Origin of the sequence: Streptomyces sp. NPDC046712 (assembly GCF_040645695.1) — a bacterium.
Classification (GTDB): Bacteria; Actinomycetota; Actinomycetes; order Streptomycetales; family Streptomycetaceae; genus Streptomyces.
The window spans coordinates 42,356-59,810 of record NZ_JBEYYW010000022.1 but is presented as its reverse complement, the minus strand read 5'-3'; the positions used below and the strand labels follow the sequence as shown (position 1 = coordinate 59,810).

At 73.0% G+C, this 17,455-nt stretch carries 12 protein-coding genes; 8 read left to right on the top strand and 4 right to left on the bottom strand.

Going from position 1 to position 17,455, the window contains the following annotated elements; translation table 11 throughout:
• The first annotated feature begins 76 nt into the window (after positions 1 to 76).
• Both ABZ939_RS26180 and ABZ939_RS26175 read left to right on the top strand, forming a co-directional pair.
• Entirely contained in the window at positions 77 to 553 is a 477-nt protein-coding gene (locus ABZ939_RS26180; protein ID WP_361859852.1) for an ATP-binding protein, read from the top strand.
• Positions 554 to 652: 99 nt separating this feature from the next.
• Positions 653 to 3,628, top strand: a complete 2,976-nt coding sequence (locus ABZ939_RS26175) for a HAMP domain-containing protein (protein ID WP_361859849.1) — start codon at positions 653 to 655, stop codon at positions 3,626 to 3,628.
• A gap of 78 nt (positions 3,629 to 3,706) precedes the next feature.
• On the opposite strand, the gene ABZ939_RS26170 is transcribed toward ABZ939_RS26175, so the two are convergent.
• Positions 3,707 to 6,022, bottom strand: a complete 2,316-nt coding sequence (locus ABZ939_RS26170; RefSeq protein WP_361859846.1) for a SpoIIE family protein phosphatase — start codon at positions 6,020 to 6,022, stop codon at positions 3,707 to 3,709.
• 150 nt (positions 6,023 to 6,172) lie between these two features.
• On the opposite strand from ABZ939_RS26170, the gene ABZ939_RS26165 reads away from it, so the two are divergent.
• Both ABZ939_RS26165 and ligA read left to right on the top strand, forming a co-directional pair.
• A complete protein-coding gene (locus ABZ939_RS26165) occupies positions 6,173 to 6,511 on the top strand; it encodes a hypothetical protein (RefSeq protein ID WP_361859843.1) in 339 nt (112 codons plus the stop codon).
• Between the two features lie 116 nt (positions 6,512 to 6,627).
• Entirely contained in the window at positions 6,628 to 8,775 is a 2,148-nt protein-coding gene (gene ligA / locus ABZ939_RS26160; protein ID WP_361859840.1) for an NAD-dependent DNA ligase LigA, read from the top strand.
• 54 nt (positions 8,776 to 8,829) lie between these two features.
• Here the strand turns inward: ligA and ABZ939_RS26155 are convergent, their stop codons facing one another.
• Positions 8,830 to 10,227: a serine hydrolase gene (locus ABZ939_RS26155; protein WP_361859837.1), complete on the bottom strand. Its 1,398-nt coding sequence runs from the start codon at positions 10,225 to 10,227 to the stop codon at positions 8,830 to 8,832.
• Positions 10,228 to 10,494: 267 nt separating this feature from the next.
• Here ABZ939_RS26155 and ABZ939_RS26150 point away from each other — a divergent pair, with 267 nt between their 5' ends.
• Positions 10,495 to 12,372, top strand: coding sequence for an NAD-binding protein (locus ABZ939_RS26150; RefSeq protein WP_361859978.1), 1,878 nt, complete (start codon positions 10,495 to 10,497; stop codon positions 12,370 to 12,372).
• Here the strand turns inward: ABZ939_RS26150 and ABZ939_RS26145 are convergent.
• Positions 12,345 to 13,589 carry an MFS transporter gene (locus ABZ939_RS26145; RefSeq protein WP_361859834.1) on the bottom strand — a complete coding sequence of 415 codons (1,245 nt, stop codon included), beginning with the start codon at positions 13,587 to 13,589 and terminating at the stop codon, positions 12,345 to 12,347. The genes ABZ939_RS26150 and ABZ939_RS26145 overlap by 28 nt on opposite strands.
• A 63-nt stretch (positions 13,590 to 13,652) precedes the next feature.
• Between ABZ939_RS26145 and ABZ939_RS26140 the strand changes: the two genes are divergently transcribed.
• Together ABZ939_RS26140 and ABZ939_RS26135 are read left to right on the top strand one after the other, a co-directional pair.
• Complete coding sequence (locus ABZ939_RS26140; protein WP_361859831.1) at positions 13,653 to 14,201, top strand: CGNR zinc finger domain-containing protein; 549 nt, start codon at positions 13,653 to 13,655, stop codon at positions 14,199 to 14,201.
• 89 nt (positions 14,202 to 14,290) lie between these two features.
• On the top strand, positions 14,291 to 15,514 hold the full coding sequence (locus ABZ939_RS26135; RefSeq protein WP_361859828.1) for a cytochrome P450: 1,224 nt from the start codon (positions 14,291 to 14,293) through the stop codon (positions 15,512 to 15,514).
• Between the two features lie 64 nt (positions 15,515 to 15,578).
• On the opposite strand, the gene ABZ939_RS26130 is transcribed toward ABZ939_RS26135, so the two are convergent.
• Positions 15,579 to 15,824, bottom strand: a complete 246-nt coding sequence (locus ABZ939_RS26130) for a hypothetical protein (RefSeq protein WP_361859825.1) — start codon at positions 15,822 to 15,824, stop codon at positions 15,579 to 15,581.
• A gap of 254 nt (positions 15,825 to 16,078) precedes the next feature.
• On the opposite strand from ABZ939_RS26130, the gene ABZ939_RS26125 reads away from it, so the two are divergent.
• Positions 16,079 to 17,299: a serine hydrolase domain-containing protein gene (locus ABZ939_RS26125; protein WP_361859822.1), complete on the top strand. Its 1,221-nt coding sequence runs from the start codon at positions 16,079 to 16,081 to the stop codon at positions 17,297 to 17,299.
• The last annotated feature ends 156 nt before the right edge of the window (positions 17,300 to 17,455 follow it).

The window sequence follows — 17,455 nt, the reverse complement described above, 5'->3', positions numbered from 1 at the left end:
TCCGTCGTTCGAGGTCCTGAAGGAAACATTCCCCTTTCGGGTGATTTGACACTGAATGTCCGGGCAGCGGCGTGACATGACGATGACCGCACGCCGGTTCGCACTGGGCGAGGCCCCGGGGGTGGTGGGGGAGTGTCGCGACCTCACCCGCCAGGCGCTCCGCGACTGGTTCGGCCACGTGGGCGGCGCGGCGGAGATCCTTGTCGAGGACGTCCTGCTCCTGGTCTCGGAGGTCGTCACCAACGCGTACACGCACGGCGGCACCCCGTACGAACTCCGGCTCGACCGCACCGACGACCGGCTGTGGGTGCAGGTCAGCGACACCAGCCCGGTACGTCCGCACCCCCACGGCCCACACGTCGCGAGCCGGTCCTCGGGCCATGGTCTCTATCTGCTCGAACGGCTCTCCACGGCGTGGGGCTCGCTTCCGCGCGGCGAGGGCAAGGCGGTCTGGTTCGAGGTGGAGATGACGCGGGCCGCTCCCGAAGACGGAACCGCCCCCGCCGACGGCACCCCCTCCGCCGACGCTGCCGCCCGCCCCCGTCGTGCCTAGAGTGGAGAAGCGGGGCGGAGGCCGTCGCGGGGCGCACCCCGTACCCGTGGCGGGATCCGATCCGCTTCCCTGCCGTATCCGCGCCGCGCGAGGTCCGCGATGGAGAGTTCCCCCCGAACGCCCGCGTCCGAGCCGCGCGTACCCACGGAACAGCTGGGCGAGGACGGGCTGGGAAGGCTCCTCGCCGGGCTCACCGCCGTACGCGACGGTGATCTCTCCGTCCGCCTGCCCGACTCCGCAAGAGGCATCCTCGGCGAGATCGCGGCCGTCTACAACGACATGGTCGACCAGCTCTCTCTGGTCACCTCCGAGGTCACCCGCGTCGCCAGCGAGGTCGGCGGACAGGGACTCCTCGGCGGCCGGGCCCGCGAGCCACGGGTGAGCGGTGTGTGGCGCGAGCTGACCTCCGGCGTGAACACCATGGCCGACAATCTGACCTCCCAGGTCAGGTCCATCGCCCAGGTCGCGACCGCCGTCGCCCGGGGCGACCTCACGCGGAAGATCCGGGTCGACGCGCGCGGCGAGATCCTGGAGCTGAAGGAGACCATCAACACGATGGTGGACCGGCTGTCCTCCTTCGCCGAGGAGGTCACGAGGGTCGCCCGCGAGGTCGGTACCGAGGGGAAGCTGGGCGGTCAGGCCACGGTCCATGGCGTCTCCGGCACCTGGAAGGACCTCACGGACAACGTCAACTCCATGGCCGACAACCTCACCAACCAGGTGCGCAACATCGCCCAGGTGACCACGTCCGTCGCCCAGGGCGACCTGACCAGCCGGATCGACGTGTCCGCGCGCGGCGAGATCCTGGAGCTCAAGACCACCATCAACACCATGGTCGACCAGCTCTCCTCCTTCGCCGCCGAGGTCACGCGGGTGGCCCGCGAGGTCGGCACGGAGGGCAAGCTCGGCGGTCAGGCGGAGGTCGAAGGAGTCTCCGGGACCTGGAAGCGGCTCACGGAGAACGTCAACGAACTCGCGGGGAACCTGACCCGGCAGGTCCGCGCCATCGCCGAGGTCACCGGCGCGGTCGCCGAGGGCGACCTCACCCGCTCCATCACCGTCGAGGCCCCCGGCGAGGTCGGCGAGCTGCGGGACAACATCAACGCGATGGTCGAATCGCTGCGGGCCACCACCCGCGCCAACGAGGAGCAGGACTGGCTGAAGACGAACATCGCCCGGATCGCCGCACGCATGCAGGGCACCCGCACCCTGACCGACATCGCCGAACTCATCATGACCGAGGTGCCGCCGCTGGTCTCCGCCCAGTACGGCGCGTTCTTCCTCGCCCGGCACGACGCGCGCGGCACCGAACTCGTCGTGACCGCCTCCTACGGAGCCCCCGACGACCCCGCCTTCCCGCCCCGCCGCTTCCGGCTCGGCCAGTCGCTCGTCGGCCAGGCCGCCCACGACCGGCGCACCGTCGTCGTGGAGCAGGTGCCGGCCGGTTACGCCACCGTCGCCTCCGCGGCGGGCTCCGGCGAACCGGTCATGCTGATCATCCTGCCGATCGTCGTCGAGGACCAGGTCCTCGGCGCCGTCGAACTCGCCTCGCTCCGGCCCTTCACCGCCATCCACCGCGACTTCCTCGACCAGTTCGTGGACACCGCGGGAGCCGTCGTCAGCTCGCTCGTCGCCAACCTCCGTACCGACGAACTGCTCGCCCAGTCCCAGCGGCTTACCGACGAACTGCGCTCCAGTTCCCAGGAGTTGCAGGAGCGGCAGCAGGAACTGCAGCGCTCCAACGCCGAACTGAAGGAGAAGGCGGCGCTGCTCGCCGAACGCAACAAGGACATCGAGTCCAAGAACCTCGTCATCGAACAGGCCCGTCAGGAGCTGGAGGCGCGCGCCCAGCAGCTGTCCCGCACCTCCATGTACAAGTCCGAGTTCCTGGCGAACATGAGCCACGAGCTGCGCACCCCGCTCAACAGCCTGCTGATCCTGGCCCGGCTGCTGGCCCAGAACCCGGAGGGGAATCTGACGGAGAAGCAGGTCGACTACGCGGAGGTCATCCACTCCGCCGGCTCCGACCTGCTCCAGCTGATCAACGACATCCTGGACCTGTCCAAGGTCGAGGCGGGCAAGATGGACATCCGCCCCGAACGCTTCCCGCTCCACCAGCTCCTGGAGTATCTGGAGGCGACCTTCGGACCCGTGGCGGACGAGCGAGGGCTGACCTTCTCGATCACGGTCTCCTCGGACGTGCCCGAGGAGCTGACCACCGACGAGTCGCGGCTGCGGCAGATCCTGCGCAACCTGCTGTCCAACGCGCTGAAGTTCACCGACGAGGGCGGGGTCGAGCTGACGATCGAGCACGCGGGCGCCGACGAGCCGCCGCCCGGGCTGCGCGGCAGCGGACCCGTGCTCGCCTTCCACATCAGCGACAGCGGGGTGGGGATCCCCGCCGAGCGCCTGGAGGGAATCTTCGGCGCCTTCCAGCAGGGCGACGGCACCACGGCCCGCCGGTACGGAGGCACCGGACTCGGGCTTTCCATCAGCCGCGAGGTCGCCGGCCTGCTCGGCGGCGCCATCGACGTCCGCTCCACGCCCGGCCAGGGCAGCCGGTTCACCTTCTATCTGCCCGCCCCCCGCACGGCTCCGGTGGGCGCGCCCAGCGGTCCCGGCGCCGTGGCCGCGGACGGGGGCACGGACACCGGCACCGGCAGGCGGGGCGAGCGCACCACCGGTGAACACGACCCCCGGACCGCCGGCCGCACCGTCCTCGTGGTCGACGACGACGTGCGCAACGTCTACGCGCTCACCGAGGTGCTGGAAGGCCACGGAGTCCGGGTGCTCCAGGCCGACAGCGGTCGCGCCGGCCTCGACCTGCTCGAATCCCACGACGAGATCGAACTCGTCCTGATGGACGTCATGATGGCCGGCATGGACGGGTACGCCACCACCGACGCCATCCGCAACCTGGCCGGCCGCGCCCACCTGCCGGTCATCGCCGTCACCGCCAAGGCCATGCCCGGCGACCGGGCGCGGGCCCTGGCCGCCGGGGCCAGCGACTACGTGGCCAAACCCGTCGACGCCGACGAGCTGATGGCCAAGGTCCGGCAGTGGCTGGCCGGATGACACCGCGTCCGGATCGCCCCGAACCCCTGGTCACCGTACGAGTACCGCGACTGGTCACCGTACGAGTACCGCGACTGGTCACCGTACGAGTACCGCGACGATGCTCGTGTCGTCGTCCGTGTCTCCGGTCGCCGCGCCCAGGAGCCGCTCCACCTGCTCGTCCGGCGGGTAACCACTGAGCCGTTCCGCCGCCGCGACGAGCTGCGCGAGTCCGTGGTCGAGCCCGTCGTGGCGCCGTTCGACCAGCCCGTCCGTGTAGAGCAGCAGCGTGTCACCGGGCCGCAGCGAGGTGCGGCGCTCCTCATACGCGTACGAGGGCACCGCGCCCAGCAGGATGTCCTGCGGCGGGTCGAGGAGCCGTGCCACGCCGTCACGCAGGAGCAGCAGCGGCAGGTGCCCGGCGTTCGACCAGACGAGGCCGCGGTCCTCGGGGTCGTACAGCGCGCACACCGCGGTCGCCGTGGGCTGTCCGCTGGTGCGCAGCGTCATCTCGTTGAGCCATGCCATCAGCCGCCGCGGTGAGTCGCCGGTACACGCGAGGCCGCGCTGGGCGTTGCGCAGCGCCACCATGCCGGTGACCGAGTCGATGCCGTGCCCCGCCACGTCGCCGACCGTGACGAGGACCTTCCCGCTCGGCAGCGGCTGGACGTCGTACCAGTCCCCGCCCACCCGGTACTCCTCGGCCGCGGGCCGGTAACGGGCGGCCACCACCAGGCCCGGAAGATCCCGCAGATCGGGGACCTCGGGCACGATCGCCTGCTGCAGCTGCAGGGCCATCTGGTGCCTGAGCTCGGCCTGCGTCCGCACGGCGGTGAGCTGGTCGAACGTCGCGGTCAGCGCGGCCTCGGTGCGCCGGCTCGCCGACACGTCCTGGTACACCCCGGCGAGACCGGTGACCGCACCGGCGTCGAGGAGCGGCTCCGCCGCCACCCGGACATGGCGGACGGTCCGGTCGCCGAGAACGATCCGCAGCACCGTCTGCGCGCCCGTGCGCCGCTCCACCAGCGTCCTGAGCAAGTCGGTCAACGCCTCGCCGTCCTCCGGGTGGACGAGTCCCCGCATCCCCAGCAGCGGTACGGGAGGCTCGTCCCGCCCCCGGCCGAAGACGGCATAGGCCTGTTCCGACCAGACGGTGTCGCCGCCTGTGAGGCTGTCCTGGAAGAGGGCCACGCTCTGCAGCCGGGACATCGCACGCTCCGAGGCGAGCCCCGGATCCGTGGCCTCGTGCCACAGCACCACCGCCCGCTCGGCGCCCGCCGGCAGCACGCGTACGTCGAGGAGCGGCGCCTCGTCGGTCGAACCGGTGTCCGCGGACGTGGGCAGCCGGGCCAGCCGTTGGGTGCGCGCGGTCCGTTGGGCGCGGCGTGCGAGATGGGCGAGGTCCGCGTGGACCCGGGGGAGGAGCAGCGACAGGGAACGGTCCTCGGCGGGAGGCGTGCCGCCGAGCGCCGCCACGGCGTACTCGTTGAGGTGCTCGACCGCCGTCTGCGCGCTGTCCGGGGCGACCTTCAGGAGCATCGCGGGATGGACGAGGGCGTCCAGGACGTCCACCAGGACCGGCGTGGCCGGCGGGGGCGAGTCGGCCGCGTCCAGGACGGTACCGGCCACGTCCGTCAGGCCCACCAGCGCCCTGCGCAGCCCGTCGTCGAACGGACGCGGCCCCGGCCAGGCGACCAGGGCCAGGCCCACCGTCGTCCCGCGCAGGCGCAGGGGGAGCAGCGCCCGCGCCGCGTGCGGCCCGGGGCCCGGCAGCACCTCGCCGTCCTCGGGGCCGGAGTCCAGCCAGACTGGCGACCCGTCGGAGAGCGCCGAGCGGAAAGCCGGAGGGGCCGCAGGGGGGATCCACTGCCAGGCGCCCGCCTCCGCCGCCCCGACTCCCGCGTGCCCGGCCAGGCGCAGACAACCCGACGCGTCACGCCGCCAGAGCCAGAGGCTCTCCGCCCCGAGCGGCACGAGGCCGCCCTCCAGGAGGGCACGGGCCGCCTCGCCGACGGTGTCCATGGTCTCGGCCGCCGTGGCCGCGATCCGGGTGCGCCGCTCGGCGGGGGTGCTGAACACGACGGGCGGGGCCGGGGGCTCGTCCGCCGAAAGGATCGCGGACTCGGCTCCGGTCGCGGTGCGTCCCGAGGGGGTGCGTGCGGGACCCGCGGCGGTGGTCCCGGCGACGGCGTTGACGATGTCGGCGGCGAGATCCTCGATGCCGAGGCCCGTCGCATGGGAGAGGGAGTCCAGGTGCTCCGCCGCATCGGCGGGGGACGCGCCGAGCTGGGCCGCGAGAACACCCGTGGCCAGGTCGATGAGATGCCGGCGGGTGAGTTCGGCACGCAGGCGTCTGTTCTCGGCCGAGAGACCGCTGGTGCCGGGCTCCGGGGCTTCCGCCGCAGACGTCGTCACGACTCCTCCCGTCCCTCCACCGAGTGGTTGTCCGGAATGATCGCGTCCGCTCAGGATTCTACCGGTCCGCCTCGCTCGAGTGTCCGAAGGGCTCCGCCGGGGTACCCGCCTGGGCGGAACGGATCCGGTGTCCACCGGGAGGTGTCGGCGATGGACGAGGCCCGGCTCTCACAGCGTGAGCGGCGCATCCTGGCCGAGATCGAGGAGGCGCTCAGCGAGGACGAGGCGCTGGAGCGCGGACTCCGCACCATGCGACGCAGGGGACGTCGCGGGGGAGGCGGCAGGTTCAGCTTGGGCGGACACCGGGCGGCGCTGGGCGTCGTACTGCTCGGGGTACTGACCCTCGGCCTCCTGGTGCTCGCGGTCGCGACCGGGCACCCCGCGCTGATCTGGGTCTTCGCGGCCATGTGGGTGCTGACCCTGTGCTGTCTGCTGCGCCTGGTCGTCCGCTGGTCCCGGCACATCAGGCCGAGGTCCTGGCCCAGCTGAAGAAGTCCTGGTGGAGCTGAAGAAGCCGAGCTGAAGAAGCAGTGGCGTCCGCCCGACGCGACGGGCAGCGTGCGTACGTCGGCGCCCGGGGCCGATTGTCAGTGGTGCCCGGCACGATGGACACCATGACAACGACTCCGGTTCTTGCCGATGCCGCCGCGTACGCACAGGCGGTCGAGGACGCCAAGCAGGCCGCCGCCGCGTACTACGCGGGCGGTACGTCCCCGCTCGACGACGACGCCTACGACCGCCTCGGCCGGGCGATCGAGGCATGGGAGGCCCAGCACCCCGACGAGGTGCGCGCCGACTCCCCGACCGGCAAGGTCGCCGGGGGCGCTGCCGACGGAGACGTACCGCACACCAGGCCGATGCTCTCGCTCGACAACGTGTTCTCGGCCGAGCAGTTCACGAGCTGGGCCGCGTCTCTCGAGCGCCGGATCGGCCGCGGTGTCGAGCGGTGGAGCGTCGAGCCGAAGCTCGACGGACTGGCGATCGCCGCCCGTTACGAGCGAGGGCGGCTGACCCGGCTCGTCACGCGGGGCGACGGCACGGCCGGGGAGGACGTGTCGCACGCGAGGGGCACGATCGTGGGCCTGCCGGAGCGGCTCGCCGAGCCCGTCACGGTCGAGATACGCGGCGAAGTGCTGATGACCACCGAGCAGTTCGAGGCGGCCAACCCCATACGGGTGGCGCACGGCGGTGAGCCGTTCGCCAACCCGCGCAACGCGGCGGCCGGCACGCTGCGCGCCAAGGACCGCCCGTACCGGGTGGAGATGACCTTCTTCGCCTACGACATGCTCCCGCTGTCCACGGCCGACGCCCAGGACCCGGCCGCGGGGGAGGTCGCGGTCGTGGACCCGGACGGCCTGGACGATCTCGCCCACAGCGAGCTGATCGCGCGGGCGGTCGCCCTCGGCCTGCACACCTCGGGTGCCACGGCCGTGCCCGGGCGCACGGTCACCGGCACGGAGGCGGTGCTGGCCCGCGTCGCCGAGATAGCCGCCCTGCGCGCCGAACTGCCGTTCGGGATCGACGGGATCGTGATCAAGGCCGACCTCGCCGCCGACCGGCGCGAGGCCGGCGCCGGCTCCCGCGCGCCGCGCTGGGCCATCGCGTACAAGCTCCCCGCCGTGGAGAAGGTCACCCGCCTGCTCGCGGTCGAGTGGAACGTGGGCCGCACCGGCGTCATCGCGCCCCGCGCCGTCCTGGAGCCGGTGGAGATCGACGGCAGCACCGTCACGTACGCCACGCTGCACAACCCCTCCGACATCACCCGCCGCGATCTGCGCCTGGGCGACCAGGTGATGGTCTACAAGGCGGGCGACATCATTCCGCGGATCGAGGCGCCCGTCGCCCACCTGCGGACCGGTGAGGAGGAGCCGATCGACTTCCCCGAGTCCTGCCCGCAGTGCGGCTCGGAGATCGACCGCAGCGAGCAGCGCTGGCGATGTGTCCGCGGACGCGACTGTCACCTCGTGGCCTCGCTCTCGTACGCGGTGGGCCGCGACCAGCTCGACATCGAGGGGCTCGGCGCGAGCAGGATCGTCCAGCTCGTCGACGCCGCCCTGGTCGCGGACGTGGCCGACCTGTTCACCCTCACACGGGAGCAACTGCTCGGGCTCGACCGGATGGGTGAGACCAGCACGGACAACCTGCTGGCCGCGATCGCCACCGCGCGCACCCGGCCGCTCGGCCGCGTTCTGTGCGCCCTCGGCATCCGGGGGACGGGACGCTCCATGTCCCGTCGCATAGCCCGCCACTTCGCCACCATGGACGCCGTACGGGCGGCCGACGCGGAGGCGATGCAGCAGGTCGAGGGGATCGGGGCGGAGAAGGCGCCGGTCATCGTCACCGAGCTGGCCGAGCTCGCCGCTGTCGTCGACAAGCTCGTCGCCGCCGGGGTGAACATGACCGAGCCCGGGGCCACCCCGCCGCCCCCGCCGGGGACCGCGTCCGACTCCGGGTCCGGGTCCGGGCCTGGGGCCGATGCCTCCACCGCCGAGGCGGCCGGTCCGCTCGCGGGCCTGTCGGTGGTCGTCACCGGTGCCATGACCGGCCCCCTGGAGGCCCTGAGCCGCAATCAGATGAACGAGCTGATCGAACGCGCCGGCGGCAAGTCCTCCTCCAGCGTCTCCAAGCGCACCGGCCTCGTCGTCGCGGGCGAGAAGGCCGGATCCAAGCGGACGAAGGCCGAGGAGCTGGGTATCCGGCTGGTGGACCCGAAGGAGTTCGCCGTGCTGCTCGGCGACTTCCTGCCGGCCTGACCCCGCAGGGGAGTCCCGTGCTCACCGCACCGTGGTGAGCACGGGACTCATCCGTCAGACGCCCTCGTCGCTCCGCCGGTCCGAGCGCCTGCGCCACATCCACAGGGAGAGCGCGGCGCCCAGCGACGCCCCTACCAACGCCAGGGGCAGCCCCGCCCAGGGACGGGAGGGGACGTCGTCGCGGGAGACGGTCCCCGGCTTCTCCGGCGCGGCGGGAGCGGCCACCTCCGCCGAGCCCGCGACCGAGCCCGCAGGCGGACCCGCCGTGGCCGACCCCGCGGGCGGACCCGCCGCACCCGCCGCACCCGCCCCCGTCCGGTCCCGCGCTTCCCTCCCCGCGTCCCTCCCCGCGTCCTTCCCTGCTGCCTTCTCCGCTTCCTTCTTCGCCTCCGGACCCGCCTGCGGCACCGTCTTGTGCCCCGACTGCTCCTTCGCCGCCTGCTTCACCGACTCCTTCGACCCGTCGCGTGCCGGCGCGAGGGAGCCCACCGGCTGGACCCGGTCCGCCGCCTCGAACCCCCAGTCGAGGAGCGTGCGCGCCTCCTCGTACACGGCGAACCCGCCGCCCGACTGCGGGTTCATCACCGAGACCACCAGCGTCCGCGGGCCCCGGCGCGCCGCTGCGATCAGCGTGTTCCCCGCCTCGCTCGTATAGCCGTTCTTGATCCCGATGAGCCCCGGATAGCGCTTCACCCCGTCCGCCCCGGTCAGCAGTCTGTTGGTGTTGCGGATGCCGTACGACCAGCTCCCCGAGGGGAAGTCCGCGTACGCCGTGGAGCAGTACCGGACGAACGCCGGGTCCTGCAGCCCCGCTCGGCCGAAGATCGCCAGATCGTAGGCGGACGACACCTGCCCGGGCTCGTCGTACCCGTCCGGCGACACCACCCGCGTGTCGCGCGCCCCCAGCGCGCGGGCCTTCTCCTGCATCTGACGGGCCATGGACTTCCAGCCGCCGTTCATCGCGGCGAGCACCCGGACGGCGTCGTTGCCCGAGTTGAGGAAGACCCCGTTCCACAGGTCCGACACCTTGTACGTGTAGCCGGCCTGCACCCCCACCAGGCTGCTTCCCTCGCCGATTCCCTCCAGCTCGGACTCGGTGACGGTGTGCTTCTGCTCCTGGTCGGCGCGGGGGAGCGCCGTCACCGCGAACAGCGTCTTGAGCGTGCTGGCCGGTGGCAGCCGGCGATGCGCGTTGCGCGCGGCCAGGACCTCGCCGGTCGAGGCGTCCGCCACCAGCCACGACAGCGCGGAGACGGAGGAAGGCGCGTCCGGCGCGCCGGACAGCGGTTGGACCTGGGTGCCCGAGCGGTGCAGCCGGGCGGGATCGACGAAGCGGGCGGCGGGAGGCGTGGGTTCGGTGACGGAGGATGCCGTGGCCGCCGGGGCGGGCAGCACGAGCAGCAGCGCCGCGGTACCGGCGGCAGCGTGACGGACAGCTGACGTGACGATCATTCAGCCACCGTAGGGAGCGGGGGCGGCGCCCGCAGATCGAAGTGCGCCGACCGGCGTACGCCTGTGGCGGGCGGGTGAACGGCGACCGGTGGCCGGACTGTCGGAGGGGCAGGGCATCCTGGTGACGTGTCCTCACTTCCGTACCAGAGCACGCCCGTTCCCCCGGATCCCGTGGAGCGCCCGCCCGCCGCCGAGCCGCAGGGCGTGCCGTTCGGCGCGCCCGTGTTCCGGGCCGAGCGGCAGCCCCAGCCCGCCCCGGTCGGCCACATGATCGTCTGCGGGGACGATGTGCTCGCCCACCGGCTCGCGGGTGAGCTCCACGAGGTCTACGGGGAGCGGGTCACCCTTCTCGTACCGGCGCGGTCCGACACTCCGCAGCAGCCCGCGGGCCGCCCCGGTCGCGCCTCCGCGCTCTTCGGACGGGTGACCGCCGCCGTGACGCGCACGGCCGTCGGGGAACAGCGGGGCGCGCCCGCCGGGCGGTCCGTCCGCCTCGTGGAGACGGCCGAGGTCGACGACGCCGTGCTGCTCGACGCGGGGGTGGAGCAGGCCGCCGCTCTCGCCCTCGTCCACGACGACGACGAGACGAACATCCGGTCCGCGCTCGCCGCCCGGCGCCTCAATCCACGCCTTCGCCTGGTCATCCGGCTCTACAACCGCAAGCTCGGCCAGCACCTGGCGACGCTCCTGGACCAGGCCGCCGCCGTCGCCGAGCCCTGTCTCGACCCCAAGCTCCTCGACGCCTCGACGACCGTGCTCTCCGACGCGGACACCGCGGCCCCCGCTCTCGCGGCCACCGCCGTCGCCGGCACGAGCAAGGTCGTGCAGGCCGGCGGTCTGCTGCTGCACGCCGTCGAGCGGACTCCGCCCGCCCGCGGCGAGGTCGCCGACCCGGGGCTGTGCACGCTCGCCCTGCTGTCGGCGACCACCAACGACCCGGCCGGCTGCGAGGGCTCGGAGCGCAGCGGCGACCAGGGCCCGCTGCTGCTGCCCGACGACCGGGCGGTCGCGGCCGCTCCCGGCCGGGGCACGGTCGCGCTCGAAGCGATCACGTACGCCGGTCCGACCCTGCCCTCGAAGCGGTTCGGCGGCTCCGCCCTGCCCGTCGGCTCGCTCTTCTCCCGCCGTCTGCGCTGGTCGCTCGCGGGCGTGGGGGCCGCCGTCGGCGCGATCGCCCTCGCCTCCTGGCTCACCACCGGGGACCACCCCCTGCACGCCGCCTACCTCACGCTGCTCGACATCTTCGCCATCGGGGACCCGGCCGTCGAAGAGGCGACGAGCCGTCAGGTGCTGCAGATCCTCGCCGGCTTCGTCGGCCTCCTCCTGATGCCCGTTCTGATCGCGGGCATCCTGGAGGCCCTTGGCACCTTCCGGACGGCGACCTCGCTGCGCCGCCCGCCGCGCGGCCTGTCCGGGCACGTGGTGCTCCTCGGCCTCGGCAAGGTCGGCACGCGCGTCCTCGCGCGACTGCGCCGGCTGAACATCCCCGTGGTGTGCGTCGAGTCCGACCCGGAGGCGCGCGGTATCGCGCTGGCGCGCCGGCTGCGCGTGCCCACCGTCATCGGGGACGTCACCGAGGAGGGCGTCCTGGAGGCCGCCCGTATCCACCGGGCCCACGCCCTCCTCGCGCTGACCAGCATCGACATCACCAACCTTGAGGCCGCGCTCTCCGCCCGCTCCGTCAAGGCCGATCTCCGGGTCGCCCTGCGGCTGTACGACGACGACTTCGCCACGGTCGTCTACCGCACCCTGCGCGCCGCCCATCCCGACGCCCTCACCCGCAGCCGCAGCGTCTCCCATCTGGCCGCGCCCGCGTTCGCCGGCGCCATGATGGGCCGCCAGATCCTGGGCGCCATCCCGGTGGAGCGCCGTGTGCTGCTGTTCGCGGCCGTGGAGGCCGCGGGCAACCCCCTGCTGGAGGACCGGACGGTGGCGCAGGCGTTCCGCCCGGGAGCCTGGCGGGTGATCGCCCTGGCGACGGGTTCGGCGCCGCTCGGCCGCTATGGAGCGGGACTCGTCTGGCAGCTGGAACCGGACCGTGTGCTGGGGGCCGGGGACCGGGTCGTCATCGCCGCCACGCGTCGCGGCCTCGCCGAACTCCTCGGACGCCGCCCGCGTCAGCCGGCACCGGACCCCGTCGGGTGAGACACGGAGGCACGATCAGGGCCGGGAGCACGCCGGAGGACGTGGTGGAGGGCGGCGGCGACGATCTGCAGCGCGGCGGCGCCAAGGAGCAGCGCGGCAGGGGCCGCGTGCGCCGCGAGCCCGGTCAACGCCGCGCCGCACGCCGCCGCCGAGATCTTGAGCCCGGCCCCCAGAGTGAACACCTGGGTCCGTACACCGGTCGGGGCGTGGTCCGCCCGGATCCGCAGGGTCGCCGTCAGCAGCGGGCCGTCGCACAGCCCGGCCGCCCCGAACAGTGCCGCACACAGGAGCGGTGAGGGCACGACGGCCGCCGCGGCCAGGGCGAGGCCGGTGCCGAGCAACGTCGCGCCGACCAGCTGTCCGGCCGGCAGGCGCGGCCACAGCCGGTCCACGGCGAGCGAACCGACGAGCGCACCGACGGCGAACGCGGTCATCAGCAGGCCGCCGTCGCCCGGCCGACCCCGCTCGGCCGACAGCAGCACCGCCGTCGTGGTCAGCCCACCGAGCCCGAGGAAACCGACGCAGGTGGCGGCGGTGACGGCCCGTAGCTCCCGCACGCCCCACACCGCCTCGAGCCCGGCCACGAGATCGGCGCCCAGCGACCGTTCCCGCACCACACGACCCACCCGTGCTCCGGAGGCAGCGCCTGTCGGTGTCCTGTGTCCGACGGGCAGGAACGCGGCGAGGAGCGCCGCGACGGCAGCGGAGCAGCCCAGGCCCGCGACGGCGGCTCCCGGCCCCGCGACCGCCGCCGTCGATGCCGCCAGGGCCGGCCCCGCGACCGAGGCGGCGTTGTACACCGTGGCGTCGTGGGCGTAGGCACGGTCGCGCTCCCGCCCCGCGCGGGTGAAGGAGGCGACCAGGCTGGAGAGGCCGCCGGAGACCACCGGACCGCAACTGCCCCCGAGCAGGGCGACGACGAGGACGACCGCGACCGGGGCGCGGCCGGTGAGGAGCGCAAGGATCAGGACGGCGAGGGCGAAGCCGCCCAGCGCGGTGGCGTGGAAGAGCACCGGCCTGCGCACGCGTTCGGCGAGCGCCCCCGCCAAGGGGGCCGCGGCGATGTGCGGCGCCATCCACGCCGTGAGGACGAGGGCGCCCAGCCTCGCGTCGCCGGTCCGCGACAGCGCCAGCAGGACCACGGCGACGGGCATGCCCTCCTCGGCGAGCCGCGCGAAGAACGCGGTGCCCAGATAGTGCCGTACGGCTCTCCCCACACCGACCACCCCCGTGTAACGTCTTGTCTGAACAAGACGTTACACGCAGGAACGGCGGTCCCCATGAACGATTCCGGCCAGGGTTTCCGGCCCGCCCAGCGGCTGATCGACCTCGCGAACGCCGTACGGGCCACTCCCGAACTCCCCCGCGAAGCCCTCGCCGAGCTGCTCGCCCGCCACGGCGAGAGCCCGCAGGACCTCACCGAGACAGCGTTCTCCGCGGGTGATGCCGAGGAGCTCCGCACCGCCGTCACCCGCATCGGCAGGGTGCTCACCGAGACCGACCCCGACCGCGCGGCCGAGGAGCTCAACTCCCTGCTCGCCGCGCACGCGGGACCGCCCCGGCTCTCGCGTCACGACGGCCACCCCTGGCACCTGCACGTCGACCGGGGCGACGACACCGGCTGGGCCGACTGGTTCCTGGCGTCCAGTGCCCTCGCCCTCGCCCAGATCCTCACCGAGTACGGCCGGATCACCTGGGGAAGCTGCGCCGCCGCCCGTTGCTCGACTCTCTACCTCGGCACGGGACCCGGCAGCGCCCGGCGGTACTGCTCCGCCGCGTGCGCCTCCCGCGAGCGGGTCGCGGCCCACCGCCGCCGCGCCAGAGGGTGACCAACTCCGTACGTTCGGGAAGGGGTTGACCGTAGGATCTGACCGCTCGCGAGCCGAATCGGCCCGTCTTCGCCGACAGGAGTGCCCAGTTGAACGATTCGCCGTACCGCCTCGACCCCGCCGGCGGCTGCCCGCACGCGGCCAACGCCCGGCTGCTCGCCCAGGGCGCCGTGGCCCGCGTGGTGCTGCCCGGTGAGGTCGAGGGCATGGCCGTACTCGGCCACGACGCGCTGCGTGAATTCCTCTCCCACTCAGACGTCGCCAAGAACGCCCAGCACTTCACCGCGCTCGCCGAAGGCCGCATACCCGAGGGCTGGCCGCTGCGCACCTTCGCCACCGTCCAGGGCATGACCACCGTCGACGACGCCGACCACCGCCGGCTGCGCTCCCTGGTCAGCAAGGCCTTCACCGCCCGGCGCGTCGAGGAACTGCGGCCCCGGGTCGAGACGGTCACTGCCGAACTCCTCGACCGGCTCGCCGAGGCCGCCCACGCCGGCGACGGAGTCGCCGACCTGCGCCGGCACTTCGCCCTTCCGCTGCCCCTCGGGGTCATCTGCGAACTCCTCGGCGTGGACGAGGAGTACCAGGACCGGCTGCACCACCTGTCCAGTCAGGTCGTCGCCACCGACATCGGCCCCGAGCAGGCCCTGCGGGCCAACCGGGAGCTTCTGGAGGTCCTCACCGCCATCGCCGCCGACCGTGCCCGCCGGCCCGGCGACGACCTCACCAGCGCCCTGATCGCCGCCCGTGACGAGGGCGGCGACCGGCTCAGCCAGCCCGAGCTCATCGGCACCCTGGTCCTGATGATCATCGCCGGGCACGAGACCACGCTGAACCTCGTCACCAACGCCGTCCGTGCCCTGTGCACGCACCGCGAGCAGCTCGCCCACCTCGCCGAGGGGCGCGCCGACTGGTCCGACGTCGTCGAGGAGACCCTCCGCTGGGACAGCCCCGTGAGCTACTTCCCGTTCCGCTACCCCACCCGCGACCTCACCGTCGACGGCACGCCGATCCCGAAGGGCACCCCGGTCCTCGCGGGCTACTCGGCGGCCGGCCGTGACCCGAAGGTCCACGGTCCGGACGCCGACCGCTTCGACATCACCCGTGTGCCAGCCGCCAAGCACCTCTCCCTGGGCCACGGACCCCACTACTGCCTGGGCGCGCCGCTCGCCCGCATGGAGGCGACGATCGCCCTGGAAGCGCTCTTCACCCGCTTCCCCGACCTGGACCTCGCCGTTCCCCAGGAGGAGCTCACCCGGCACGCGAGCTTCGTCGGCAACAGCGTCCGAACCCTCCCCGTACGCCTGGGGTAGCCGCTAGGTCCTGTCCGGCGGATCATGGCCGCGGCCTCTCCGACCCTGATCCGCCGGACAGGCCCTACCCCGCCCTGCCGCGGTCGGCCGCTGGGGAGGCGCGCAGCGCCGAGACGAGGCGCAGCAGATGCGCCTCGTTGCCCGAGAAGCCCGCGGCCCGCAGGGCCGCGTCGGCCTCGGCCATGGGGTGGGTGAGCATCGCCGCCGCGTAGGGAACGAGGTGCGGATCGGTCAGCACGGCCTGGGTGGACTCCAACAGGCGAAGGTACGCCTGGGCAGCGGCGCGCTCACGGGCGGTGATCGTGGTCATGTCGGGCTCCCTCTCGACAGATTGGACGCCTCCACCCTCTCGTACGGGTCTGACAATGAGGCTTCACGCGGCCTCGCTCGGGATGTCTGCCCCCGTGTCAGGAACCTTTCGGCGGAGTTGGCACTCATGACCCATGGGATCGGGAGACGGCACGCGCCGGACTCCCGGAGCCTTACGGCTGACCACAGTTCGTGCGCCGTACCGATCGAGTCGAGGAAGAAAACGTGCCCTTGTCGTCACACCGCCGCCTTACCGTGAGCGTCACCCTGATCGCCGCGCTCGCCGCCGGTATCGCCCCCGTCGGCGCCGCGTCCGCCACGCCTCTCGCCCCCTCCGCCCCCACGGTCCCCACCGCCCCCGCCCCCGACATGGAGGGCGTGACTGCCGCGCTGAACGCCGCCATGGCCAACGGCTCACCGGGCGCGATGGCCCGCTACACCGGCCCCGGGGGCGTCCAGACGCAGGCCCTCGGAGTCCGCGACCGTGTCTCGGGCGCGGCCATGGACACCCAGGCGCGCTTCCGGATCGGCAGCGTCAGCAAGACCTTCTCCTCCGTGGTGCTGCTGCAGCTGGTGGACGAGGGCAGACTGGAGCTCGACACGGCGGTGAACAGCTACCTGCCCGGACTTCTGCCCGACGACCGGATCACGGTCCGTCATCTGCTCACCCACCGCAGTGGGTTGGCGGACTACACCAATGCGATGTTCAACCACACCGTTCCCGGCTTCGAGGCCGTGCGGAACCGGGTGTTCAGCTACCAGGAGCTGGTGGACCTCTCGCTGAGCGAACCGCGCACCACGGAGCCCGGCGTCGCGTACAAGTACTCGAACACGAACTTCGTCGTGGTCGGCATGCTCATCGAGAAGGCCACCGGCAGGCCGGTCGCGAAGGAGTACCAGCGCCGCATCATCAAGCCGCTGGGGCTGCGCAACACCTCCTACGTCCACCCCGAGACCCGGATCAAGGGCCTGCACGCGCGCGGCTACCTGCACCCCGACGAGTCCGGCGCCCCGCTCGTCGACTCCACGGAGCAGACGGTGTCCTGGGCACAGTCGGCCGGGGCGGTCATCTCCAACCCCGCCGACCTGAATACCTTCACGACCGCGCTGATGCGGGGCAGGCTGCTGTCGCCCCGCATGCTCGACGCCATGACCACGGTCACCCCGACGGACACGACCAACACCCGGTTCTACGGACTCGGTCTGCGCCGCTACGACCTGTCCTGCGGCACCCAGGTGTACGGACACACCGGCACCGTCCAGGGCTTCTACACCTATGCCTTCGCCACCCGGGACGGCCGCCGCAGCCTCGCCGCGATGGCCAACACCTCCAACCGCGGCGCGGCCAACACCGCACTGGGCGGGACGCTGGAGGCCGCGTTCTGCGGCAAGAAGCCGGCCCCGGCGATCTCGGCGCCCATGGCACGCGGCTTCTGGGCGCTCCCGGCCGAGGAGGACCTGCCGGAGCGCCGCTGACGCCGGCCGGGGCCATCAGCCGGACGAGGGACTGAGCCGGACGAGGCAGTGAGCGCGACCAGGCCGTGAAGGCGCGGTCCGCGCGATGAAAGGCCCCCGGTGTCGCCGGTCGGCACTGCCGCCGCCGGCGGCACCGGTCGACGCCGTGGGCCGTCG